Genomic DNA, 25,649 nt, shown 5'->3' with positions numbered 1-25,649 from the left:
AACGGATATAAAGAACGAAGGACGGTTGCCATGATAATCAAGGAAATGTCGGAATATGACATTCGTGATATGATCCAGCATACGCAGATCGGGCGGTTGGGTTATGTTCTGAATAACCGTCCTTATGTTGTTCCGCTTGGGTTCCGGTTTAACGGCGGGTCACTTTATTCTTTCACAACGGACGGCCAGAAGACCGAGGCCATGCGCAAGAACGATGCCGTCTGCGTGCTCTTTGACGACATCGTTTCGAAAACAAAGTGGCGCAGTGTGGTTGTGAATGGCCATTATCGTGAAATTGACCGGGAAGACGAAAAGGCAGCAATCGTCAATATGTTGGCCAATGAGCCGACCTGGTGGGAGCCTGCCTATACCAAGACCATCACCAGTGGCGGTGCGCAACGCAAACTCGAACCTGTTTTCTTCCGCGTTGATATTGAAAGCGCCACTGGGCATCAGGCCGGTGTTGATGGCTAACGAACGACCAGAACAGGAATCGTGCTGCGCGTAACCACTTCATAGGTCTGGCTGCCGAGTAACATGCCTTTCAGTCCACGCCGACCGTGAGATGCCATGACGATCAGGTCATTTTGCAGTTCTTTTGCCGTATCGATAATCGATGCGGCCGGGTGCTGCGCCACGACGTGCAATGTGTGGATTTCAACACCCGCTTCGCTTGCCAGTTCACGCGCGCGCGCCAGGGCTGCATCGGCGTACTCATTCCATTCTTCTTCATAACGCTCGATAAAGGTCGGACTGTCGGTAAAGCCACCGGGCAGCCCGGAAAGCGAATAGGGCGCGGTTACGGTGAGGACAGTAACTTTGCTGCCCATGGCCTTGGCTGTATCAAAGCCATGAACAAGACCGCGTTCTGCAAACTCTGAACCATCGGTGGTGATCAGGATATTTTTATACATGTGCCCTCGCTTTGACTTTATACGCTTTTAAAAGAGGTCGTGAGTTGGTCATACTAGACCTAATATAGCCTCACTATAAGTATACAATGGGAATTGTGTAATCCATGGCATTTGATTGCGATATGTTTCATGCAAGCTGGGTTGCAACCGTTCTTAATCTGGACTGGCCGTCCAAAGCATCGACACAGATTGAAAATGATTCAGAACGGGTAAAGCGCCAGAAACAGGAACTGGTGCGCATGTTTGACGAAGCATCGCAACACGGTATCAATGCCGTGATCTTTCAGGTTTCGCCTGCTGCCGATGCTTTTTACAAATCAGAATATCTGCCGTGGTCATCTTATCTGACGGGGACGCTTGGAAAAGATCCGGGCTTTGATCCGCTGCGTTTTGCGATTGCTGAAGCGCATAAGCGCGGGATTGAGCTTCATGCATGGCTCAACCCTTATCGTGTTTCGATGGATGTGCGACCGGCAACGCGAAAAGAACTGAAAAACGCGTCCAGCGATTCTCCGGCAAGTGTTTATAAAACGAAGCCGGAATGGGTGGGGATTTCCGCAGAGCGGTATGTTCTTGATCCGGGCATTCCGGCGGTGCGCCAGTGGGTGACAAATATCACCGCTGAAGTGGTCCAGAAATATGATGTCGATGGCATCCAGTTCGACGATTATTTTTATTATGAAACGCAAGGCTCGCCGCTCAAGGACGACAAGACCTACAAGCGTTTCGGGACAAAATTTTCCAATAAATATGACTGGCGACGCTATAACACGTACGCGCTGGTGCAAGAAATTTCCGACAGGATCAAAGCGATCAAGCCTCATGTCCGCTTTGGGATTAGTCCCGGTGGTGTGTGGCGTAACCAGCTTGACGATCCGCGTGGCTCGCCGACGCGGGCTGGCAAGACCAATTATGATGGCGATTTTGCCGATACGCGCGCTTGGGTCAAGGATGGCCTGGTCGACTATATCGCGCCACAGGTTTACTGGTCTTCAGGACACAAGGATGTGCCCTATGGTCCAATCGTCAGATGGTGGGCGGATACGGTGCGCGGCACAAAAACTGACCTCTATATTGGTATGGCGCTTTATCGGGCAGGATCGGCAAGCAGGTCTGAACCGGAATGGCTTTCCGGCAATGGGGTCGATGAAATCAGGCGCCAGCTTGAGTTGAACACTGCGCTGCCGGAGGTGAAGGGCAGTATTCTTTTTCGGCAGGGATTTTTATCTGATCCCAAATTGAAAAGCGTGTCTGATTATCTCAAAAAGAATTGGGGTCAGAGCCGAAGCAAGTGCCGCGCTAAAAAATAAAGCGCATAATCGCATATAATTATTATCTAATTGATTTAAATCAAAGAAAGCGCCCGCTAACCGGTGCTATTGATCGCGCGTTGCCGGGGTCCACCAGATCCGGCGATCCGGGGCGTTGTGGCCCAAACAAAGCAACGTCCCGGCTAAGTTTTTCCCATTCAGGAATCTGTCGAGCGCAGTAGCGCGATCTTTTTGCAATGTTGTACGGTCGACAGCCAGCGGGTGCTGTCAACGTTGCCCTCCATCTCTCAAAATCGGCACCCGCGAATTTTCTCATGCTTTGGAGCGCTGCGCATCCTCCTGGATGCGCAAAGGTCGCTCTAACGCTTTAAAATCAGAGCATAATTTAACCGCAACAAACCCAAGCTTCAGGAATTATGCTCTGATGTGATTTATCGCATGGAATCGTGGGTCATTTGCGTATAGTTGATTTTAATCAAGGTACGTACTCTCAAGCAAAATACAGATATTTCTATCTGAAAGTGATTGGTTGAGTATGAGCTTACTGTGCGGCCAGAGAAATGATGACGCAGAGGATTGTTGGGTATGGGGTTTGATCGCAAGCAGTGGATTGTGACTGGTGTTGTTGTGGCTCTGGCAGTCGGAGGCTACTATGCCTGGAAAGCGCTGAGCAACCCGGGGTTGCCGGAAGGCATTGCTGGTGGAAATGGCCGCATCGAAGCCGTCGAAATCGACGTATCCACCAAAAGCCCAGGGCGTATCCGCGAAATTCTGGCTGATGAGGGGCAGTTTGTTGAAGCCAATGCCGTTTTAGCGCGCATGGATACGGACCAGCTCGAAAGCCAGCGCAGGCAAGCTGAAGCGCAGCTTCGACGCGCTGAAATCAGCATTGAAACAGCCAAAAGTCTGGTCGCTCAGCGTGAAGCCGAGCAAACTGCGGCTGCGGCTACTGTCGCGCAACGCGAAGCGCAGCTGGATGCCGCCAATCGCCGTCTGGCTCGCTCGCAACAGCTGACAGAATCACGCACAGTTTCCCAGCAGGTGCTGGATGACGATCGTGCAACTGCTCAGGGCGCTGAAGCAGCCGTCGGCGCTGCCAAAGCGCAATTGGCCGCGACCGCTGCGGCGATCAGTGCGGCTAAGGCGCAAGTTATTGATGCTGAAGCGGCCGTTGAGGCGGCAAAGGCTGCGATTGCCACCATCGATACGGATATCAACGATGCCACCTTGCGTTCGCCAAAGCCGGGCCGAGTGCAATATCGCGTTGCACAACCGGGCGAAGTGCTCTCCGCTGGCGGACGCGTGCTTAATCTGGTTGATGTCAGCGATGTCTATATGACTTTTTTCCTGCCGACCTCGCAGGCCGGACGGGTGGCCATTGGCGCAGACGCGCGGATCGTTCTTGATGCCGCACCGCAATATGTGATCCCTGCCAAAATCAGCTTCGTGGCCGATGTCGCGCAATTCACGCCAAAATCAGTTGAAACTGAAGAAGAGCGTCAGAAGCTCATGTTCCGCGTTAAAGCCAAAATTCCGCAGGAATTGCTTCAGAAATATATTCAGCAGGTCAAAACCGGGCTTCCGGGTATGGCTTATGTCAAGCTTGATCCAAATGTGGAGTGGCCGAAGAACCTTGCGGAAACCGTAAAATGAGTATGGCTTCGATACAGACTGGCCTCAGCGGCGACAGTTTTGTCGTCCGCGCTGACAGTGTGAAGCTTTCTTATGGATCGACGGAAGCCTTGCGCGATATTTCGCTCAACGTGCCTGCCGGTTGTATGGTCGGACTGATTGGGCCTGATGGTGTGGGCAAGTCCAGTCTTCTGTCACTGATCGCTGGCGCTCGCGTTATGCAGAAGGGCAGAATCGAAGTGCTGGGTGGCGACATTGCTGACAAGCGTCATCGTCAGGCGGCTTTTCCACGTATTGCTTTTATGCCCCAAGGGTTGGGAAAAAACCTTTATCCAACGCTCTCTGTCTTCGAGAACATCGAATTCTTTGGACGGCTGTTTGGCCATGACAAGCACGAGCGCGAACGCCGCATTGCAGACCTTCTGGCGCGAACGGGCATGTCGCCTTTTGTAGATCGTCCGGCGGGTAAGCTTTCCGGCGGCATGAAACAGAAGACGAGCCTTTGCTGCTCGCTGATCCATGATCCTGATCTGCTGATCCTTGATGAGCCGACAACGGGCGTCGATCCTTTGTCGCGTCGTCAGTTCTGGGAACTGATTAACGATATCCGCAAGGATCGTCCGGGGATGAGTGTTATTGTTTCGACAGCGTATATGGAAGAAGCGCAACGCTTTGACTGGCTGGTTGCGATGAATGACGGCCAGATTCTGGCAACTGGTTCGCCTCAGGAGTTGCTTGAGAAAACCCAGACACCCAATCTTGATGCGGCTTTCATAGCGCTTTTGCCTGAGGAGCTTCGACAGGGGCACAGCGAAGTTGTGATGCCACCGCGCAATATGCAGTCAGATAGTGACATCGCTATCGAAGCCGGGCATGTCACGGTGCGATTTGGCAATTTCACGGCTGTCGACAATGTGAGTTTCCGCATTCCGCGCGGCGAGATTTTTGGATTTCTCGGTTCCAATGGCTGCGGCAAATCGACGACGATGAAGGTTTTGACCGGGCTTTTGCCTGCAAGTGAAGGCACGGCAAGGCTGTTTGGGCGTGAGGTCGACCCAAAGGATATCGATATACGCCGTCATGTTGGTTACATGTCGCAGGCGTTTTCGCTCTATTCCGAACTCACAGTTCATCAAAATCTGGAGCTTCACGCCAAGCTGTTTGGCATGTCCGAGGACAAGACCAAAAGCAGAATCAAGGAACTGGCCCAAAGGTTTGATTTGGCTGAAGTTCTGGATGTTTTACCCGACTCGATGCCGCTCGGTATCCGCCAGCGCCTGTCGCTGGCTGTGGCGCTGATCCACGCGCCGGATATTCTCATTCTCGATGAGCCTACTTCAGGCGTTGACCCGGTTGCGCGCGATGCATTCTGGCAAATCCTTGCCGATCTTTCACGCAACGACAATGTCACGATTTTCGTGTCGACCCATTTTATGAATGAGGCGGAACTGTGTGACCGGATCTCTTTGATGCATGCCGGTAAGGTGTTGATCAGCGACACGCCAAAAGCCATCACCGAAAGCCGCAACGCAGCGACACTTGAAGACGCTTTCATCGCATATCTCGAAGAAGCAATTGGCGAAACAGCGCCTAAGAAAGACGTTCAGGAAGCGGCGAAGGTTCAGCCTGAAAAGGTTGAGAATGACAAAAGGCCAAGCTCCAGCTGGTTACCAAATCCGCGGCGGATGCTGGCGTTCTCGCGGCGCGAGGCGTTGGAGCTCAAGCGCGACCCGATCCGCGCGACACTGGCTATTCTGGGCACTGTCATCCTGATGTTCGTTATCGGTTATGGTATCAATCTTGATGTCGAGGATCTGACATTCGCGGTTCTTGATCGTGACGATACGACAATCAGCCGGGATTACACGCAGCAACTTGCCGGTTCCCGCTATTTTATCGAAAAAACACCCATTACTGATTATGATGATCTTGATCGGCGTATGCGGGAAGGTGAAATCAGTCTGGCGATTGAAATCCCACCGAATTTCGGCAGCAATGTCGCGCATGGTCGTTCTGTCGAAATTGGTGCCTGGATCGATGGTGCCATGCCGATGCGTGCGGAAACTGTGCGTGGTTATGTCCAGGGTATGCATGTCAATTGGCTGACGCAAAAGGCGCGCGAGCTTTATGGAAATGCTGCCGCTGTCGGGAATTTCAATCTGGAAATTCGATATCGCTATAATCCCGACGTGCAGAGCCTAGTGGCCATGGTGCCAGCGGTTATTCCGCTGCTTTTGCTGATGATCCCGGCCATGCTGGCGGTTCTCAGTGTCGTGCGCGAGAAGGAACTTGGCTCGATCATTAATTTTTATGTGACGCCGGTGACCAAGTTCGAGTTTCTGCTGGGCAAACAGCTGCCTTATATCGCGCTTGCCTTTATTAACTTCCTGATGCTGACGGCGTTTGCGGTTTTCATCTTCCGCGTGCCATTCACGGGCAGTTTCCTGACCTATGCCACGGCAGCGCTTCTTTATGTCATCATCACCACCGGTATGGGGCTGGTGATTTCGACCTTTATCAATAGCCAGATTGCGGCAATCTTCGGTACGGCATTGTTGACGCTCATTCCGGCAGTGCAATATTCCGGCATTATCGATCCGGTGTCATCTCTTCAGGGAGCAGGCGCCTTCATCGGCAAGATATATCCGACAACGTATTTCGTGACGATTTCGCGCGGGACTTTCTCAAAAGCGCTCGGCTTCTCTGATCTTGCCGGATCGTTCCTGCCGCTGCTGATCGCCATACCGGTTCTGACCGTTCTCGGTATTGTACTTCTCAAGAAGCAGGCGGGCTGAGATGCGAATTTCCAATATATTCCAGCTTGGCATCAAAGAACTGCGCGGATTGGCGCGCGATCCTATGCTTCTGCTGCTCATTGTCTATGCCTTCACGCTTGCGATTTACACGGCTGCAAAAGCCATGCCGGAAAATCTCAACAATGCAGCGATCGCAATTGTTGATGAGGATCAATCGCCGATTTCGGGACGTATTACGACTGCATTTTATCCGCCGTATTTTGTGCCTCCAAAGCTCATCTCATCGCATGAGATGGATAAGCGGATGGACACAGGGCTTGATACGTTCGCGCTTAATATTCCGCCAAATTTTCAGCGCGATCTGCTTGCCGGGCGTTCGCCGACGATCCAGCTGAATATCGATGCAACGCGCATGAGTCAGGCCTTCACCGGCGGCGGTTATGTTCAGTCGATTGTCTCAAGTGAAGTGAACGAGTTTCTCAATCGCTATCGTGGCGACACGCAAACGCCAGTTGGACTTAACTTACGTGCGCGCTTCAATCAGGATCTGAACAAAGGCTGGTTTGGTGCGATCACCAATGTCATCTCATCAGTGACCATGCTTTCGATCATCCTGACTGGTGCGGCTCTTATCCGGGAACGCGAGCATGGCACAATCGAACATCTGCTGGTTATGCCGGTGACGCCACTTGAGATCATGATCTCCAAGATATGGTCGATGGGGATGGTGGTGCTGGTGGCAACGGCTTTTTCGCTTATTGTGGTTGTGCAGGGTATTCTGGCCGTGCCGATTAATGGCTCGCTGACGCTGTTTTTAGCGGGTGCTGCGTTGCAGCTTTTTGCAACCACCAGCCTTGGCATTTTTCTTGCAACGATTGCCGGTTCCATGCCGCAGTTCGGGCTTTTGCTTATGCTGGTTCTGTTGCCTCTTCAGGTGCTTTCCGGTGGTACAACGCCGCGCGAAAGCATGCCGGAAATTATCCAGAATATCATGCTGGCAGCGCCCAATACGTATTTCGTGATGTTAGCGCAATCGGTGCTGTTCCGCGGTGCGGGACTGAGTGTCGTATGGCCGCAATTGCTGGCTATGATTGTCATCGGAAGCGTTCTTTTCTTCTTTGCGCTTCGTCGTTTCCGCGATTTTCTGAGATAAAAATCTATATAATTCAACCATCTCAATCGCTTTGCTCCGAATGTGATTCAGAAGGGGCACATTGTTGCAGTTGATAATTTACTGCGGCCTTGCTATCGCTCTTAAAGGACATGGTTCCGCCTTCACGGCGGATGAAAAGGGAACACGGTGAGATCTTGCGATCAATGCCGTGACTGCCCCCGCAACTGTGACCGGAGAGTCGTCCTCTCATGATTTGTATCATGATACAGCCACTGAAGTTTCAGGCTTTGGGAAGGTGGAGGTTCGATGAAGACCCGGAAGTCAGGAGACCTGCCATATCCAGTCACCCATGGCTGACACGAGGGGTGTTCAGTCGCGGCCGTCCGTAGCGGTGACATTGTGAAATGTTGCCGTGGGACACAGACAAGGGGGGCACCCTGATTTCTGGCGCTTGCGGTGAGTCAAAGCTTGCGCGCAGGAAGAATAAATATATGCAAACTCTCAAATTATCGGCGTTTCTCGCATCGGGTCTTCTGTTTGCCATGCCACTTGATGCAAGAGCACAAGACAATGAAGACGGGATTGTGCTCGATACGATTGTGGTTACACCGCTTCGCAGGGCGACGTCGCTGCAACGCTCAACCTCCTCTGTGACGGTGATCGATAAAGCTGATATCGAACGATCCGCAGCCCCTGATCTGCAATCCCTTTTGCAATATTATCCGGGTATTTCGATTACCACCAATGGCGGGCAGGGTTCGTCATCCAGCCTCTATATACGCGGCATGTCGTCCAAGCAGACGGTGGTGCTGGTCAATGGTGTACGCACGGCCTCCGCCACAACTGGCGCAACAGCGCTGGCCAATATTCCATTGATGTCTATTGATCGCATTGAGATTGCCAAAGGTGTGCATTCTTCGCAATATGGCGCGGATGCGATGGGCGGCGTTATCAATATCATCACCAAACAGGGCGGCGCGTGTGGCGAACGTTCCTTCTGTGGGAGTGTGAGCACGGGCGTTACCCATCCATGGGGTGGATATGCATCTGCTTCGCTGCAGGGACGCAGCCAAGACGGTATCGACTATGCCTTTGGTGCCGTTGTGACCGGTACACAGGGATATAATTTCACGACGCCTGAAGCTTTTGGCTATGAGCCGGACCGCGATGGTTTTCTGCAGGGCGCGTTTAATTTCGCGCTCTCCAAAGATTTCGATTGGGGCAGGATTTATACAGATGGTTTGTTGAGCCGCGGGCGCAATCAATATGATGGAAAAGCGCCGTCTTTCAACGAAGCCTATACCACGGCTTTCAATGGCAAGATCGGAGTGCGCATTGATCATACGGATGACTGGTCATCAACGATTGAAGTCAGTTCCGGGCTCGATCACAGCCGGAATTTTCGCAAAGGTGTGAGTGGTTCTGATCGGTTTGAAACCACGCGCTACGGTGTTTACGTCTCGACGGAAAAGCAGTTTGAAACGGGTGATTTTAGCCATACCCTGACGGGCGGCGTTGAAGCTTATCGCGAGGATGTCAATGCAACCGTGTCTTATGCTGAAACCAGCCGAGACCTGGCGGCAGTCTTTGGGCAATATTCGCTGGAATATGATGCGCTGCGGTTTGATGGTGGTGTTCGCTACGATCACAATGAGCAGTTCGGTGATGTCGTCACTTATAATCTTGGCGCGAGCTACGAAATTGTGCCTGATCTGGTGCTGCGCTCATCATTCGGTACGGGTTTCCGTGCGCCGACATTTAATGAGCTTTATTATCCCGGCTATGCCAATCCCGATTTGCAACCGGAAAAATCCCGCTCTTACGAGGTTGGTCTGAACTGGCAGGTCACAGACAAAACAACCGTTGATATGGCGTTTTATCAAACATGGCTGCGCGATGCGATTATGAGCACGGCACCGTCTTATCTGCCCTACAATATCGCGCGTGCAGAAGTGACGGGGTTTGAAGCGGCACTGTCTCATCGTTTTAACGAGGTTTGGGCGGTGAAAGGCTCGCTCGACCTCAAGAAGCCAATTGATGAGGATACCGACAACGATCTGCCATATCGTGAGCGTGTCAAAGCAACAGCCGAAGTGAATTTCAAGCCCATCGACAAGCTCGATCTGACGGCTCGGTTGCTTTATGGTGGCTCGCGCTACACAACTGCCGCGAATACCAAAAAGCTTGATCCTTATGTGACGGGAGATTTCATCGCACTCTATGACATCGATACCCAGTCTCAGCTTAAAGTTTCGGTCGAAAATATCTTTAACAAGGATTATCAGACGACGTCGGGTTACAATGCACCGGGGCGCAGCCTTACTATTGGCCTGACGCGGAATTTCTGATTGCGGATCATGTGGGCGAATAAACGGCTATTGGCATCGAAAATCAGGCTCGGTCTGTTGGCCGGCCTGTTTCTGGCTGGCCTTCATCCGGCGTTGGCACAGGAGAAGCCCAAGCGCGTGGTGTCGATCAATGTTTGCACAGATCAGCTCGCCATGTTGCTGGCGGATGATACGCAGTTGCAATCGGTATCCTATCTTTCGCGTGATCCGCTTCTGTCGGTGATGACCGCGAAAGCGCAGCAATTGCCGGTCAATCACGGACAGGCGGAAGAGGTTTTTCTTGCGAAACCCGATCTGGTGCTGGCAGGCACATTTTCCTCGCGCGCGACTGTTGGACTGTTGCGCGAGCTGGGTGTTCGGGTTGAGGAATTTGCCCCTGCACGGTCTTTTGAAGATATTCGCGCGCATATGAAGCGGATGGGGGCATTGTTGGGCCGGGAAGAGCAGGCGGATAGGCAGATTGCGGCCATGAATGCCGCTTTGGCAGAAGTTCCAAAGCCTGCGCATCGGCAAACGGTCGCCCTCTATTATGCCAATAGCTATACGTCGGGGCGTGGCACGTTGATCGACGAAGCTATACGCCTTGCGGGTCTTGATAATCTTGCAGACAAAGCTGGTATTCGTGGTTCTGGCATGCTGCCTTTGGAAATGCTGATCATGAATAAGCCAGATATTCTGGTCCGGGGATCACGCGGGCGACCACCCGCACTGGCCTTTGAGAATTTTGAACATCCGGCTTTGCGGGCTCTGGAGAAAGAGACGAGAATCGTAACATTGAACGATAATCTGACAGTCTGCGGTGGGCCATTCAGCGTTGATGCGGTGACAGAGCTTTCGGAGGCTGCGCGTGACTGAAAATGCTCGCTTTTATCTCCTGCTGCTTTTGCTTGGCTTGTTGGTGGCAGCATTGTTTGTCGTGTCGTTGCTGATTGGTCCAGCATCCATCGGTGTGGGCGAGAGCATCAAGGCGCTGTTAACGGGGCAGGGCGATGTGATCGTGCTGGTGATGCGTGAAATCCGCTTGCCACGTGCAATTCTCGCATTGCTGATCGGTACGTCACTGGGGCTTTCAGGGGCTGCTCTTCAGGGATATCTGCGCAATCCGCTGGCCGAACCGGGTTTGCTTGGCGTGAGTTCTTCGGCATCGCTGGGCGCTGTGATTGCGATCTATACCGGATTTTCGCAGGTTTTTCCCTTGGCGTTGCCGTTGCTGGCACTGATAGGTGCTTTTATCTCGGTGTTCCTGGTGAAGACACTTGCCGGACGTCATGCCGGAACCTTGACGGTCATTCTGGCCGGTGTTGCCGTTACCAGTCTTGCGGGCGCACTGACGGCATTGGCGCTTAATCTCTCGCCCAATCCTTTTGCCGCGATGGAAATTGTTTTCTGGATGCTTGGTTCGCTTGCGGATCGCTCGATGACGCATGTGTGGCTTGCGGCCCCCTTCATTCTGATTGGCTGGGTCATGCTGTTGGCGCTCGGCCGTGCGCTTGATAGCCTGACACTGGGGGCTGATGCCGCGGCCAGTATGGGGGTTAATCTTTCACGCGTGCAGATGCTGGCGGTGCTGGGAACTGCGGCTTGCGTTGGCGCATCAACGGCTGTGGCGGGTGCTATCGGTTTTGTTGGGCTTGTGGTGCCGCATCTTCTGCGTCCGCTGGTCGGTGCGCGACCATCGCGATTGCTGATTGCAAGTGGCTTTGGCGGGGCAGCTCTTTTGCTCGCAGCCGATGTTTTTGTCAGGATATTGATGCCGGGGCGCGAGTTGAAGCTGGGTGTTCTCACGGCCATTATCGGGGCTCCCTTCTTCCTGGGGCTGGTCTTCAAATATCGGAGGCGGCTGGTATGAGCACACTTTCAGTCCACAATCTTGATGTGTCGTTGGGGCGAAAAACCATTCTTGAAGCCGTTGGTTTTGAGGCAGGTGAGGGCGCATTTATTGGTCTGATCGGTCCGAACGGTGCAGGCAAAACAACACTGCTGCGCGCGCTTTTGGGGCTGACGTCTTCAACAGGCAATGTTTTGTTGGATGGCTCTGACCTCAGAAGAATGCATGTCGCGCATCGCGCCAAAACAATCTCTTATCTGCCGCAGGAACGCGATGTGGCGTGGCCGGTAACGGTTAGAATGCTGGTGTCGCTTGGACGCTCAGCACTGAAGCCCGTGTTTGTAGCGCTGGATCATGATGATGAAGCTGCGGTTGAGACCGCGATGCAGCGCATGGGCTTGGTTGAGCTCGCGTCGCGTCCTGCCAATGAATTATCGGGTGGTGAAAGAGCGCGCGCTTTGATTGCGCGAGTATTGGCGCAAAACACGCCCGTCATCTTTGCCGATGAGCCGGTCGCCGGTCTGGACCCAGCCCATCAGCTGGAATTGATGGAACTGTTTGCCGGATTGGCCAACGAGAAGAAGACAGTGATCGCCTCGTTGCATGATCTTGGTTTGGCTGCGCAATATTGCACAAGGTTGATCGTGCTTAATCAGGGCAAGCTTGTTGCCGATGGTGCGCCGGAAGAGGTTCTCAATCGCTCACTTCTGAAAGATGTTTATGGAATCGATGCGCAACTGATGAAGATAGACGATGAATTTGTGCTGCACACACGCAAGCGTATGCGTTAGTTCTCTCTATTTTTTTCCAAAAACTTTTTGGAACTGTGGGGTTTTTCCACCGAACAGCCAAAAAGCTCAAATTTTAATCAAACCTGCTTGCTCTTACAATTTCTTGTGATTAACCAATCAGCGATCAGATACTGTTGAAATTGCGCTGAAAGGGTGAGAAATCGTGGAGCAAGCAACGAGCGGAAAACGCAAAGGCGGACGTAAAGCGCTTTGGGCAGCTGTAGCGCTCATCGCCATCGCCGCTGCAGGTGCAGTTGGATATAAGATCACACTCGAGAAGACGGTTAATGCTCAGCTTGAAAGACGTGGCGGAAAGGCGGCTTCTGTTAATGCTGATTTTCTTGGCCATATTCAACTGACCGACGTTGTTCTGCCGTTGAAAGATGGCACCAATATTACAATTGGCTCGATTGAAGGTCGCCCGAAAATTTTGTTCCTGAGTGGTATGTTGAATGCCAAGGACGTCAAGACCGAGATTGCACAGTTCAAAATTGCGCTTCCAAGTGTGCGCATTGAGGATGCAAATTTCGATATCGGCATGCTGCGCGATACGTTTGGTAATAGTGAGCTGACCCTTGCAGAGCGCGTTGGCCGTTTTTCCGCAAAGCGCGTTTCAGTTCCTGAAATCAATGTTGTTCAGACATTGAACGATAAGGAACAGAAGACGTCTTATAAGGATGTCACACTGGAAGATATCGTGAATGGTCATGTTTCCCGCTATGCTTCGAGCGGCGCAACCTTTGATCTCGATCTTTCGCTGCCCGGTGAAAATGGGGAAATAAAGGAAGAGCGTATGGTGGGAACCATAGGCACTTCAGAAGGCAAGGATATCGACGGCGTTTTCATGGCCCGCCTTTATACCGAGGCCGCAGGTTCAAATGATTCCGAAGCGAAGCCGGTTTACGGGCCGTTTTTTGCCAAAGACATCGTCGTGAAGGGAACCAATTCGAGCTTTAGCTATGATGAGGTTCGCAGCAATGGCTTTACGATGCGCCTGCCTGCGCAGTCGTTTACGGAAACATTGCGCAAGCTGGAGACGACACAGGATCTCGATGCCCTTCCGCTTGAAGAGCGGAAAGAGTTTTTTGCAAGTCTGATCGGCATCTTTGATATGATCGGCAAGGGCGATGTCGAACTGCTCGGCATGAAGATTCAACCGAGCGATCCTGAGAAGGGTGAAAGCAACATCGAAAAGATGTCGATGCTGTTCGATAATAAGACGTTCGATATGACTTTGAACGGATTTTCTGCGGGCAATGGCACTGATTATGTGAAGCTGGACGAGTTTTCACTCAAAGGCTTCAACTGGGCGCCTTCCGCTGAAGCCTTTAAAAAGTTTGCCAGCCTTAGCAGGGAAGAAATGGAAAGCTTTCCATTCACGACCATGTTGCCTGAATTCGGCACAATGGTCTTGAAAGGCATTGATGCCGATCTTCCCTATGACAACAATGTCAATGATGACATTGACATCACCGACGAGGATGGCAATCCTGCGCCTAAGCCTGATGGGTTGCCGCATCGCTTGAAGTTTGGTCTGAAGAGCTATGAGCTTGCGCTCAAAAATCCTTATAACGGCATTCCAACCGATATACGCATTGCCTATGAAGACGTATCCTTGCCTGTTCCTACAGACAGCAACGAAGAGGCCTATCAGAAGCTGCGCAAGCTTGGTTATGATCGTGTGACGCTTTCATCCAACCTTGAAGCCAATTGGGACGAGGCGAGTCAGAGCCTCATTATCAAGGATCTCTCGCTAAGTGGCAAAGATATGGGCAAGGTTACTATGTCCGGGCTGATGGGAGGCTTTACCAAGGAGTTTTTCTCCGGTGACAAGGTGCTGGCCCAGGTTGCACTTCTTGGTCTCAAGGCACGTGAAGTGAAGCTCAAGATTGAAAATGAAGGCCTCGCTGAAAAGAGCCTTAAATTCTACGCTGATGAAAACAACATGACTGTTGAAGAAGCACGTAGCACGCTGACTTTGATCGCGAGTGCGGTTTTGCAGGAATTGGCCGCTGATCAACCCAAGCTGGATGCGGTGGTCACAGCGCTTAACGCATTCATTGCGAAACCGAATGTCTTTGAAATGAGCGCGAAGTCAAAGTCTGAGAGAGGAATTGGTGCGCTGGAAATGGTCGCGATTTCTCAAGACCCATTTTCAATCCTCGACAAGATCGATATCGAAGCTAAGGCTGACTAACAGTCTTTTGCATTTGATAGAAACAAAGCGCCGGCTGAATTCAGCCGGCGTTTGCATTTTCTGAATGTTTTCAGATAGGGTAAAGTTCTTAAAACTCCATCATTCGGAATTCATTCAATGCTTAAAAACATAAATCCATTGCTGACCGGATCGCTTCTTGAAGTGCTCGCGGATATGGGCCATGGCGACGATCTGGTGATTGTTGACGCCAATTACCCTGCACAGGCTTCCGGCGTGCAAGTGATCGACCTTCCAGGTATCAGCGCTACCGATGTGGCGGAGGCTGTGCTTTCGCTTCTGCCGCTTGATGATTTTGTTGATAAGCCAGCAGCCGTGATGCAGGCACCGAACGAAACGCCTGCGATCTTTAGCGAGTTTGAGGCTATCATTGAAAAGGCTGAAGGTCGTAAGATTGCAGTCGATCCGATTGAACGTTTTGCTTTTTACGACCGTGCGAGCAGTGCTTATGCCGTCATTCGTTCCGGTGAAAAGCGCCTGTACGGCAATATCATTTTCAAGAAGGGCGTTATTCGCTCGTAACTGAAAATAAATAAGCCCCGCAATGCGGGGCTTTTGTTAATGGCTATTTTATTGCTGTGGCTTGGGCTGATGGTGCTCCATCTTGCCCTTGTCGTGATGATGCGGTCCTTTGGGGCCATGATGATTGAACTTCTTGGCCGCGCGCAATTCTTTGCGATCCAGTTTGCCATCTTCGTTGCGGTCCAAAGCGGCAAATTCCTTCTGGCGCTGCTTTTCAACGGCTTCGAGCGTTATCTTTCCATCACCATTGACGTCGAGACGGCGCTCCATACGATCAGCTGCACGGCTGACCATACGCTTGAGCGCAAGCGCTTCGATTTCATCACGCGAGAGCACGCCGTCGCCATTGGTGTCGGCAGCTTTCAGTTCGTCCATGCGGGAGAATTTTTCAAAGTCGATAGGCTCGCGCTTGCCTTTAGGTCCATCATTCTGTGTAATGGAAGTATCCATCGCGGACGTGTCTGTCGCCTCTGTTGCTTTTTCCTGAGCGAAGGCAGATGTGGAAAGCAATGCAGAAGCAATTACTGCGATATACAATGTCTTCGATTTCATGTTTTTTGACTCCATTACTCTATACTTAACACCATTGATTGGCGTGTGAGTAATGTGAGGTATATTAGGTGAACTGGATGTGAACAGGCCAATTAATAATTCGTAATGTTATGATGCTCGCTTTGAACGCAGTCTTTCCCTGAACATGGAAAAGAGGCCTGCTGCCACGACGATGCTCGCGCCTACGATGATGTTCCAGCTCAGCTTCTCATGAAAGACGACGACAGCAATCAAAGCACCTATAACGAGCTGCAAATAGGTGAGCGGTTGTACTTCAACCGCTTCCAGAATGTCATAGGCGCGTATGAGGCAGTAATGGCTCGCCATACCGCAGGCGCAGAGGGCAGCCATCCATGGCCAGTCGTGCGGTGCAAGCGGCTCCATATGAAAGATACCGACCATGGTCAGAACAGTCGCTCCGCCTACGCCTGTGTAAAAGAAGCTGGTCATCGAGCTGTCCGTTTTGCTTACGGCACGCGTCGCGATGGCATAAAAAGCAAACATGATCGTAGCGGTTATCGGGAGCATGAGTTCCCACCCAAACTCGACATGGGTCGGGTCGATAATCAGCATAACGCCAAACAGGCCGACGAAGATGGCGACCCAGCGGCGCCAGCCAACCTTTTCGCCAAGCAGCGGCACAGAGAGCATTGTGATCAACAGAGGGGCTGCCTGAAAGATGGACTGCGTCATGGCCATGCCGACGCGGCTGAGGCCATAGACAAGGATAACAATTTCGGCCGCGAGCAAAACCCCACGAAGGATTTGCAGGAATGGGTGTTTGGTTGATGTCGCGCGCGCGATGCCTCCGGAGCGCATAGCAATCAGAATCACAAAAGCCGCAAACACCCAATACCGCACCATCGTTATGAAAATGGGCGAGTAGTGTGTTCCAAGATATTTCGAGATACCATCCTGCGTCGCAAAGATGGTGACCGCGAGAAGCGTGAATGTGTAGCCGAGGCTTTTGGATGTCATGCGGCACTCATAATACCACAGCGCAGTTTTCGCCATGTCTATTTACGCGCGGCTGCTTCTATTTTGGTTTACATTTTAAAGATGGAATTGCGTGCATCGTGGTGCCCAATGGGACCGGATCAAAGGTTTTGTGCCGGGCAGAACAAAAGGTAGGCGTGGCTCCCGCACTGACAATCGAACGTTTCTGGACGCTCTTTATGGGATGGCGTGTTTGGGTGAGGATAGCGTTCGGCAAAGCGGCGCTATTATCGCTGGATTTAGATGGTTGTTCTGGACAATATGCTCTCAGCCCTTGCCCAAGAAACCGATCTGGAATGAATGGCCGATGATCAATAGCACTATCGTGTGCACTCACCTGCACGCGGCGGCTCATGCAAGATCAAAAGTCGGGGACGGATGCGCGGGGTCTGGGGCGGTCTCGCGGAGGCTTGAGCACCAAAACCTACGTCTCACCACCGAAGCGCCAGGCCTTCCCATCCGCCTGATCGCAGGTTCCGGCCAGTGTAATGATGTTGCCTTCGCTCACGCTCTTATCGGCGGGCGGTATTGAGGCCAATGCTGTGTTGGCAGGCAGGGGTTATGATATAGACGCTTCTGCGTGACAGACTCGCTGTTATCGTTGTTTGAATCAAATAGTTAATTCTTTATCATGACCTAGCGCCTCATTCTTCTCGATAACGTTTCGGGGAAGGGCATGGAAACAATCTTTTAGGGTGGGGTTGAAAAGTCCAATATTATAAATTATTATATTTTATATAATTATATATTGTAGAAAAAATGTCGATCACCGCAATATCCGGGAAGCTATCGGCTCACAGAAGAAAAGGCAGCGCAATTGGTCGTCTGCCTTTTTGAAATCTTCTGCGCAGACAAGAAAAAGCAGACCTGATCATGCGTGACAGAATCGGGAGCGCATATGTTGAGTAATTCTATCTTTGCGGCAGTAGGCTCCGGTGGCGTTGTCGGCTTTATGTTGGGGTTGCTCGGTGGCGGCGGCTCTATCCTTGCAACGCCGTTGCTCCTGTATGTTGTTGGTGTAAGCCAGCCGCATGTGGCCATTGGCACCGGTGCCCTTGCTGTCTCCGTCAACGCATTCGCGAATTTTGTGAGCCATGCGTTAAAAGGGCATGTCTGGTGGCGTTGCGGCCTCGTCTTTTCCATGCTCGGCGTCATCGGTGCACTGATAGGTTCCAGCCTTGGCAAGGCGCTGGATGGCGATCGTCTGATCTTTCTGTTCGGTATTCTCATGATCGTTGTTGGGCTATTCATGCTGAAGCCCAAAAAGAAAGCAAACGTTGAAAGCCGTCCGATAGACTTAAGAATGTGCCTCGTCACGGCAGCCATAGCGCTCGCTTCCGGTGCGGCATCCGGCTTCTTTGGTATCGGCGGCGGCTTTTTGATTGTGCCCGGTCTGATGCTGGCAACGGGTATGCCGATGATCAATGCAATCGGAACATCGCTTCTCTCGGTAGGTGCTTTCGGACTGGCCACGGCTTTGAACTATGCCAGTTCCGGTCTGGTGGACTGGTGGCTTGCCGCCGAGTTTATTGGAGGTGGCGTTATAGGAGGGGTGTTTGGGATGATGCTTGCCACGCGATTGAGTGCATACAGGAACATCTTGAATCGCATATTCGCCGCGGTAATCTTCATCGTCGCCGCATATATCCTATATCGTAACTGGACTGGTATCGGCTAACTCTGGAACTGGCAGTTTTTCATGGTGGGGCAGGCGACGCCGGAATGAACACCTATTCGCGGCTGCCCCACGGTTGTGGCAATTTGTGCCTGCTCAATGAAAAACCGGCCGTCTTCAAGACAGAAATGGTAAACCGGATCATAGCAGCAGAAATCCGATTGTCGCCAATGACATAACCACAACCGCCAGCCATCCCAGACTAACCATCCATAAGGGGGCTGTCAGTCGTCCCATAATGCGTCGGTTGGTAGCCATTGCCAGCAGAATTATCATCAGTGGCGTAGCCAGTACTCCGTTGATAAATGCAGCCCAATATAAAGCGCGTATCGGATCGATTGCACTAAAACTGAGAACGACACCGCCGATCGTTGCAACCGCGATCGTGCTGTAAAATGCCTTTGCCTCGCGAGGCCGACGATCCAGCCCCTCCGGCCATCGAAACATCTCCGCAACGGCATAGGCGGCGGAGCCAGCCAGTACGGGAACTGCGAGCAATCCGGTGCCGATAATACCAATCGCGAAGGCGACAAATGCGAGCTCTCCCGCGATGGGTCGCAGGGCCTCCGCAGCTTGGGCAGACGTTTCTATCTTGGTGATACCGCTGGCATTGAGTGTGGATGCCGTGGCTACAATAATGAGTAACGCAACGATATTGGAGATCGCCATTCCGATCAAAGTGTCGGTTTTGATCCTGGTAAGTTCGGTGCGAGCAGTGTCGGGTGAAACAATCAACCGCCGGACATGTCTGCGATGCAATTCCTCAACTTCTTCCCCCGCCTGCCAGAAAAACAGGTAAGGGCTGATCGTTGTACCAAATATCGCGACAAGAGCCATCGCATGCTCCTTGTCGAAAACAAATCGGGGAATGAGTACACCTTGCAGGGCAGTTGTCCACGGTACATTCACCGTCATTACGACAGCGGCGTATGTAAACAGTGAGAGCGTCAGCCACTTGAGAACGGATGCGTAGTGCCTGTAACTCACAAATACTTCGAGCGTTACACATAGAATTGCGAAAGCCAAAGTGTAGAGGATCTCGGGGCCATCGGCAAACAGCCGGACAGCGGCTCCCATCGCTGCAAGGTCCACCCCAATGTTGATGAAATTTGCGACGAACAATAACATAACTGCGCCACGCAATAGCCACGGCGAATAATGTCGGCGCAAGTTTTGCGCAACGCCTTGTCCGGTGACAACGCCAATACCTGCACTCACACCTTGCATTGCAACCATTAAAGGATAGCTGAACAACATGGTCCATCCGAGTGAATAGCCAAACTGTGCCCCTACCTGGCTATAGGTTGCGATCCCGCTTGGGTCATCATCTGCTGCCCCTGTTACCAGTCCCGGCCCCAAAACGCGCAGAAAACTGGCCGGCTGGTTCGGATGCCGATCATCGCAAGGGGCTGAGTTTTGCTGCTCCATGTGGACTCTGCTTGTGTGGCGCTAAAGCGCATTTTTGGGGTGAAAACAGTGGACGTGCAATTTTAAAACATAAGTCTTGCCAGAGTGAAATGGGGGTCGATAAGTTTATGTTTTAAGTAAGTACGTTTTATTATTTTTGAATTATTTGAAATGCTCAATTTATACGTTTGGTGGCGAGCTGGCTAATTGTTGTAATCCACCTTTCGACCACAGCGGACTGTTCGCTGGCGGATTGCGTGAGGCGTTGAAAAGTGTCGATACGACTGCTCGTGTCCGGCGCGTCTGTATTCCTTGATAGCATCGCGCCGAAAGGTGCATGCCCTATAATTGTTCATTGGAAGCAAAAGATTGCGGGCAGATCTGGTTCCATGCGAGCTTTGGATAATGACGTGTTTCAACCATCAATTCGAATTTCTGGCGATCTTGTTGCCATGGCTGTGGAAGCAGGCCTGGCTGAGGTCGTGGTTCAGGGGGCGCTGGATAACGAATATAGAACGAGAAATATAAAGGGGAGTAGCGCTCCGACAGTATGACCTTCAGACACTTTCGTGACTTAAGTAATCAGCGGTAACTCTTTGAAAGAAGAGGAGAAAATGGTGGGTGATGTAGGGATCGAACCTACGACCCGCTGATTAAGAGTCAGCTGCTCTACCAACTGAGCTAATCACCCACTCGCTTCTCCGAGGCAGCGGCCCCGGTGAGGTGAGCGGTTCTATAAAGGCCGCTTTTGTCTGTGTCTAGCCTTCAATCGAAAAAAATCGAAAAAAAATTGGTTTGGTTTTAGAAAGCCCGGAAATGCGCGGTTTTGTGATCGGTTAGGCTTACACGTATTTCGCGTATAGATGATAAACAATCGCCTTGATTGCTGAAAGCGGACTTTTATGCGGAATCAATTTGGTTATGATTCTGTTTTGAAACATTTTTTTGATCGGGCGTTGTAACGTCGCTGCGGAGTTTCCATATCCACAAGGCTCAATCTGGCTATTCAAAAGCAGAACAGGCATGATTTTCGCTGCAAATGTCGCACGTATGTCATCAATTTTTGATGTTTGTCTGGATGCTTAAGGATATAAAAGACTTGATTGACTGATATGATTTTTATCATTGAGCAAAATGCCGAAAGCGTTTGTGACGCGCAGGCAGGCGAGGGGTTCATGCACCGGGTTATCCTCGTTTCAGAAAACTCGAAGTGCCCCCAAGATCGGGGCGTGCTTCAAAATCCGGTTCGCGGCATTTTGAGGACGGAATGGAAAGCATAATTAGCGATCTCGGACAGTTCATTTCCGATCATCGGGTATGGGCGGGTCCGATCGTGGGCGTGATAGCCTTCGGCGAGTCTCTCGCTATTATTGGAATGTTCATTCCGGCCACGCCAATCATGCTCGCAATTGGCGGTCTGGTTGGCGCTGGTATCGTCGAACCCTGGCCAATCATCATCGGTGCAATCATCGGTGCCGTAATTGGTGATATTGTTTCCTATTTTCTTGGCTGGTGGCTTGGTCGCAGTGTTATTCATAAGTGGCCATTGAATAAACACCGCAGCGGTGTTGCGCGTGCGCGTTTGCTGTTCCGCCGCTATGGTTTCTCTGCCGTGTTCCTTGGGCGCTTCTTTGGCCCCGTGCGTTGTACCGTTCCGATGGTGGCGGGCATGATGTCGATGGATCAGAAACGTTTTCAGACGGCGAATGTGCTTTCTGCGATGGTTTGGGCTCCGCTCATGTTTCTGCCGGGCTGGCTGGCTGGTCGTGGAATGGGTATTTTTGCCAAAATGGACCGTGACCATATGTTCTGGTTCGTTATTGGCATCACCGCCGTTACGATTGTCGCGACGGTGATCGGGATGCGATTCTTCAAGGCGCGTCCACGCCGTGAACGTAAGCGTGGCGTGCAGGTTTCTCCTGCTGAATAGATATGGTCTTGCGTGCGCGCTTTGTGTCTGCATAATACAGCGCTCATACGTTCAAATGACAACATGGCATTGAGGGGCACGCAACGTGTCCGGTTCATGTCTTTTTAAAAGGTTCATCGCGCTTTATGCCCGGCGACAGTCCTGACGATTCGTCTTCACGAAGTCCCGCTCCCATTCCGGGAGCATCGGACCTAAAAGGCTTTGAACTTATTCACGCCGTTTGCAATTTCCTCATACCGTTCTGCGTTTCAGCGGTTCGGAAGGGAAATGCATGCGGCGTTTTTTCTCTTTTTTCTTTTCGTTGATTTTATAGGAGCCGACACATCATGGACTGGTCCATGGACTGGATTGCCGACCCCAATGCCTGGATAGGTCTGGTGACATTGGTGGTGCTTGAAATTGTTCTTGGCATCGACAATCTCGTCTTTATCGCAATTCTGGCCGATAAACTTCCGCCGCATCAGCGCAATCGTGCGCGTATTGTCGGCCTCACGCTGGCGCTTGTGATGCGCCTTGTGCTGCTTGCATCCATTTCCTGGATCGTGACGCTGCGCGAGCCATTGATTACCGTAATGGAGCTTTCTTTCTCCGGTCGCGATATTATCATGCTTATTGGTGGTCTTTTCCTGCTCGCCAAGGGCACAATGGAACTGCATGAGCGGCTTGAGGGCGCGCATGGTCCGAAGAATACGCGTGTTGTGCATGCGATCTTCTGGCAGGTTATCGTTCAGATCGTCGTGCTTGATGCCGTCTTCTCGCTTGATAGCGTGATCACCGCTGTTGGTATGGTGCAGCATTTGCCGGTGATGATGATTGCCGTTGTTATCGCTATTGGTGTGATGATGCTGGCTTCGCGTCCGCTTATGGATTTCGTTAACAAGCATCCGACCGTTGTCATCCTCTGTCTCGGCTTTTTGATGATGATCGGTTTCAGCCTCGTTGTCGAAGGTTTCGGCTTCCATATTCCAAAGGGCTATCTCTATGCCGCTATTGGCTTCTCGGTGCTGATTGAGGCCGCCAACCAGATGGCACGCAAGAACCGCGAGAAGCTGGTGACAACCAACGACTTGCGTGAGAGAACCGCTGGTGCTGTGCTTCGTCTGCTCGGGGGTCAGCGCGATGACAATCCGCTCTCGGATACGGTCGATGTCATCGCCCAGCAAACGGCTGCCAGTGACGTTTTCCTGCCCGAAGAGAAGGAAATGATCCGTGGTGTTCTCGATCTTGCTGATCGTCCCGTGCGCTCGATCATGTCGCCGCGCAATGAAGTCGAATGGCTTGATCTGGATGAAGACGAAAATGAACTGCATCAGGCGATCCGTGGACTTTCGCATTCGCGTGTTGTGGTGGCGCGCCGACAGGTCGATGAATTTGTTGGTGTGGTGCTGGTGAAAGATTTGCTGCTCGACATGAGCGATCGCAAGCCAATCAATTGGGACAATGTGGTCAAGCAGCCGCTTGTTGTGCATGAAAATGCCAATGTGCTTCGGGTTATGGAGCAGCTTCGTGTTTCGCCGGTCCAGTTGGCCGTGGTGGTCGACGAGCACGGTTCGTTCGAAGGCGTGGTGACACCGACCGATGTGCTGGAAGCCATTGCGGGTGAATTCCCTGATGAGGACGAGGAAGCCGCGGTGGCGGAATCGGACGGAATGGGCGGCTATCTTGTTGATGGCTTTACCGATATTCGCCGCCTTAGCAGCATACTTCAGCGTGATCTCGTTGATGACAGCGATCGTTACACCACGCTTGCCGGCTATATTCTCTGGCACCTTGGTCATTTGCCGCTTGGCGGTGAACATTTTGTGGCAGATGGATATGAGTTCTCTATTGAAGCCATGACGGGGCGGCACATCGAGAAAGTACGGATCAGGCCGGTTGACGATTATACGCTGTAAGCCGGAATAATTTTGCGGGCATCCTCGCGATGCTTGCAAAATATTTCGTTCTGTAAACTCCGATAAAATCAGTATGATATTGACTTTAATGCGCAAGCCTTCAAAATTAACACATTGTTCATTGTTGCGGCTTGAGCGCGATTTGATCTGATTGAATCAGATCTTCGCTTCGTTCGGATAGGACGTAAGTTCCAAGTCGCTGCTTTGAATAGCTGCTCGCGAAATGGGCGCGAACTGGAGGATTTATGAAGCGCAAATTAAACTTGCTGGCTCAAAGCTTAGAAAATGCTGTGCTGGGCGTGGCGGCCGGTCTCGCACAGCCCTGGGGTAAGATGAAGTTGAATGCTGAGGAAATTGCTGAACGCCGTCGCCATCGCCTTGACCGCGGGGAGCAAAGTTTTCTGTGGTGCTGGCAGCATCGCGGTTTTTGGTGAGATTGAGAGCAGATCCCGAAAAGTGTGAAACAGTCCTTGGCTCAGATGCGCTCTCAACCAAGAAAAAATTTCGAAGGCCGGAGGCGAAAGCTTCCGGCTTCTCTATTTCTGTTTCGCCTCTTGTTGCTTTCATGGAAAATTTTTCTCATGCGTTTTTTGCATAGAGGCAAGATTTCCAAGAATGGTTTTAAAAGTAGTTTATATATTTAAATCAATGATTTAGGTTGCTTATTGCTCTTCTCCATGTAGATTTATTTCCCAATAAAGACCGAGTTATGGGTCCTTTGTGTACGCAAAGGGAGAAGGGTGCGGATTATGAAGAAAATTATTCTATATGCGGCGGTTGCGCTTGGTTTGGGTGCTGCCCCGGTTCAGGCACAAGAGCAGCCTCATGATATTCTCAATGTTTCTTATGACATTGCGCGCGAGCTTTATGAGCAGGTGAACAAGGCCTTTGTGGCTGACTGGAAAACCAAGACGGGGGAAGATCTCACCGTTAATCAGTCTCATGCCGGTTCATCCAAGCAGGCACGCTCCATTCTGGAAGGCCTTGAAGCGGACGTTGCGACCTTTAATCAGGTAACCGATGTGCAGGTTCTCCATGACAAGGGTGGTTTGATCCCCGCTGACTGGCAGAAGCGTTTGCCGAATAATTCCTCGCCTTATTATTCATTCCCGGCGTTTCTGGTGCGTGAAGGCAATCCAAAGGGCATCAAGAACTGGGACGATCTGGCTCGCGACGATGTGAAGGTAGTCTTCCCTAACCCTAAGACCTCCGGCAATGCGCGCTACACTTATCTCGCAGCCACCGCCTATGCCAATGAAGCGTTCAAGGGTGATCAGGAAAAGGTTCACGCATTCATCGGTAAAATCTTCAAGAATGTTCCAGTGTTTGATACGGGCGGTCGTGGTGCAACGACGACCTTTGCCGAACGCGGCATTGGCGATGTTCTGGTGACGTTTGAAGCGGAAACCCGCGGCACTGAGAAGGTTCTGGGTGCAGATAAATATGATGTGGTTGTGCCAGAAGTCAGCCTGCTTGCTGAGTTTCCGGTGACAGTGATTGATAAGGTCGTCGATAAGCGCGGTTCACGCAAGATTGCCGAAGCGTATCTGAATTACCTTTACTCGCCGGAAGGGCAGGAAATTCTTGCGCAGAACTTTAATCGTGTGCATGACAAGGACGTGATTGCAAAGCACAAGGATATTTATCCAGATGTGCGTCTTGTAACGGTTGAAGATGCTTTTGGCGGTTGGGAGAAGGTTCAGAAAGATCATTTCGCCGAAGGCGGTGTGCTCGATAAGCTCTTTACTGCCAAGTAAAAACAATTATCCGGCGAGAGCAGTCAGCGCTCGCCTTTCATTTGGA

At 51.6% G+C, this 25,649-nt stretch carries 20 protein-coding genes, 1 tRNA gene, 1 pseudogene and 1 riboswitch; of the genes and pseudogenes, 17 read left to right on the top strand and 5 right to left on the bottom strand.

The annotated features are described in order from the left end of the window. The first annotated feature begins 30 nt into the window (after positions 1-30). Complete coding sequence (locus OPR82_RS13350; protein ID WP_265985369.1) at positions 31-474, top strand: pyridoxamine 5'-phosphate oxidase family protein; 444 nt, start codon at positions 31-33, stop codon at positions 472-474. Here OPR82_RS13350 and OPR82_RS13345 read toward each other — a convergent pair. Continuing rightward, entirely contained in the window at positions 471-914 is a 444-nt protein-coding gene (locus OPR82_RS13345; RefSeq protein ID WP_265985368.1) for a universal stress protein, read from the bottom strand. The genes OPR82_RS13350 and OPR82_RS13345 overlap by 4 nt on opposite strands. A gap of 104 nt (positions 915-1,018) precedes the next feature. Here OPR82_RS13345 and OPR82_RS13340 point away from each other — a divergent pair, with 104 nt between their 5' ends. The 10 genes from OPR82_RS13340 (at position 1,019) to OPR82_RS13295 (ending at position 15,391) form a co-directional block, all read left to right on the top strand. Further along, complete coding sequence (locus tag OPR82_RS13340) at positions 1,019-2,224, top strand: glycoside hydrolase family 10 protein (RefSeq protein ID WP_265985367.1); 1,206 nt, start codon at positions 1,019-1,021, stop codon at positions 2,222-2,224. A gap of 546 nt (positions 2,225-2,770) precedes the next feature. Beyond that, entirely contained in the window at positions 2,771-3,838 is a 1,068-nt protein-coding gene (locus OPR82_RS13335; RefSeq protein ID WP_265985366.1) for an HlyD family secretion protein, read from the top strand. Then, a complete protein-coding gene (rbbA, locus tag OPR82_RS13330) occupies positions 3,835-6,612 on the top strand; it encodes a ribosome-associated ATPase/putative transporter RbbA (RefSeq protein WP_396998223.1) in 2,778 nt (925 codons plus the stop codon). Before OPR82_RS13335 ends, rbbA begins: the two co-directional genes overlap by 4 nt. Before the next feature lies 1 nt (position 6,613). Continuing rightward, on the top strand, positions 6,614-7,726 hold the full coding sequence (locus OPR82_RS13325) for an ABC transporter permease (protein ID WP_265985365.1): 1,113 nt from the start codon (positions 6,614-6,616) through the stop codon (positions 7,724-7,726). A 94-nt stretch (positions 7,727-7,820) separates the two neighbouring features. Next, positions 7,821-8,039, top strand: a riboswitch (cobalamin riboswitch). 139 nt (positions 8,040-8,178) lie between these two features. Further along, a complete protein-coding gene (locus tag OPR82_RS13320) occupies positions 8,179-10,035 on the top strand; it encodes a TonB-dependent receptor domain-containing protein (protein WP_265985364.1) in 1,857 nt (618 codons plus the stop codon). Between the two features lie 9 nt (positions 10,036-10,044). Beyond that, positions 10,045-10,890: an ABC transporter substrate-binding protein gene (locus OPR82_RS13315; protein ID WP_265985363.1), complete on the top strand. Its 846-nt coding sequence runs from the start codon at positions 10,045-10,047 to the stop codon at positions 10,888-10,890. Next, on the top strand, positions 10,883-11,884 hold the full coding sequence (locus OPR82_RS13310; RefSeq protein ID WP_265985361.1) for a FecCD family ABC transporter permease: 1,002 nt from the start codon (positions 10,883-10,885) through the stop codon (positions 11,882-11,884). Before OPR82_RS13315 ends, OPR82_RS13310 begins: the two co-directional genes overlap by 8 nt. After that, positions 11,881-12,654, top strand: a complete 774-nt coding sequence (locus tag OPR82_RS13305; RefSeq protein WP_265985360.1) for an ABC transporter ATP-binding protein — start codon at positions 11,881-11,883, stop codon at positions 12,652-12,654. The genes OPR82_RS13310 and OPR82_RS13305 overlap by 4 nt, the downstream gene beginning before the upstream one ends. 163 nt (positions 12,655-12,817) lie before the next feature. Then, on the top strand, positions 12,818-14,851 hold the full coding sequence (locus OPR82_RS13300) for a hypothetical protein (protein WP_265985359.1): 2,034 nt from the start codon (positions 12,818-12,820) through the stop codon (positions 14,849-14,851). 117 nt (positions 14,852-14,968) lie between these two features. Then, a complete protein-coding gene (locus OPR82_RS13295) occupies positions 14,969-15,391 on the top strand; it encodes an RbsD/FucU family protein (RefSeq protein WP_265985358.1) in 423 nt (140 codons plus the stop codon). A gap of 48 nt (positions 15,392-15,439) precedes the next feature. Here OPR82_RS13295 and OPR82_RS13290 read toward each other — a convergent pair whose 3' ends face one another. Further along, on the bottom strand, positions 15,440-15,943 hold the full coding sequence (locus OPR82_RS13290) for an EF-hand domain-containing protein (RefSeq protein WP_323054553.1): 504 nt from the start codon (positions 15,941-15,943) through the stop codon (positions 15,440-15,442). 108 nt (positions 15,944-16,051) lie between these two features. Next, on the bottom strand, positions 16,052-16,921 hold the full coding sequence (locus OPR82_RS13285; RefSeq protein WP_265985356.1) for a DMT family transporter: 870 nt from the start codon (positions 16,919-16,921) through the stop codon (positions 16,052-16,054). A gap of 91 nt (positions 16,922-17,012) precedes the next feature. Between OPR82_RS13285 and OPR82_RS13280 the strand changes: the two are divergent. Beyond that, a pseudogene (locus tag OPR82_RS13280) lies at positions 17,013-17,505 on the top strand (IS5/IS1182 family transposase); the annotation flags it as partial. 332 nt (positions 17,506-17,837) lie between these two features. After that, the gene (locus tag OPR82_RS13275) at positions 17,838-18,617 is read left to right on the top strand and encodes a sulfite exporter TauE/SafE family protein (protein WP_265985354.1); all 780 of its coding nucleotides are present in this window, start codon (positions 17,838-17,840) and stop codon (positions 18,615-18,617) included. A gap of 138 nt (positions 18,618-18,755) precedes the next feature. Here the strand turns inward: OPR82_RS13275 and OPR82_RS13270 are convergent, their stop codons facing one another. Next, positions 18,756-20,042 (bottom strand): NRAMP family divalent metal transporter, encoded by a 1,287-nt coding sequence (locus tag OPR82_RS13270; RefSeq protein ID WP_265985353.1) that lies wholly within the window; start codon positions 20,040-20,042, stop codon positions 18,756-18,758. Positions 20,043-20,636: 594 nt separating this feature from the next. After that, positions 20,637-20,712, bottom strand: a tRNA-Lys gene (locus OPR82_RS13265). Between the two features lie 576 nt (positions 20,713-21,288). On the opposite strand from OPR82_RS13265, the gene OPR82_RS13260 reads away from it, so the two are divergent. From OPR82_RS13260 to cysP, 4 genes are all read left to right on the top strand, one after another. Next, positions 21,289-21,951 (top strand): DedA family protein, encoded by a 663-nt coding sequence (locus OPR82_RS13260; protein WP_265985352.1) that lies wholly within the window; start codon positions 21,289-21,291, stop codon positions 21,949-21,951. Between the two features lie 326 nt (positions 21,952-22,277). Beyond that, positions 22,278-23,846 carry a TerC family protein gene (locus tag OPR82_RS13255; protein ID WP_265985351.1) on the top strand — a complete coding sequence of 523 codons (1,569 nt, stop codon included), beginning with the start codon at positions 22,278-22,280 and terminating at the stop codon, positions 23,844-23,846. 245 nt (positions 23,847-24,091) lie between these two features. After that, complete coding sequence (locus tag OPR82_RS13250; RefSeq protein WP_265985350.1) at positions 24,092-24,280, top strand: hypothetical protein; 189 nt, start codon at positions 24,092-24,094, stop codon at positions 24,278-24,280. Positions 24,281-24,595: 315 nt separating this feature from the next. Further along, positions 24,596-25,603 carry a thiosulfate ABC transporter substrate-binding protein CysP gene (cysP, locus tag OPR82_RS13245; RefSeq protein WP_265985348.1) on the top strand — a complete coding sequence of 336 codons (1,008 nt, stop codon included), beginning with the start codon at positions 24,596-24,598 and terminating at the stop codon, positions 25,601-25,603. Positions 25,604-25,649 lie beyond the last annotated feature (46 nt).

The organism is Ochrobactrum chromiisoli (assembly GCF_026241335.1).
Taxonomy (GTDB): domain Bacteria; phylum Pseudomonadota; class Alphaproteobacteria; order Rhizobiales; family Rhizobiaceae; genus Brucella; species Brucella chromiisoli.
The sequence above is the reverse complement of the archived record's forward strand: the minus strand, read 5'-3'. Positions and strand labels throughout refer to the sequence as shown.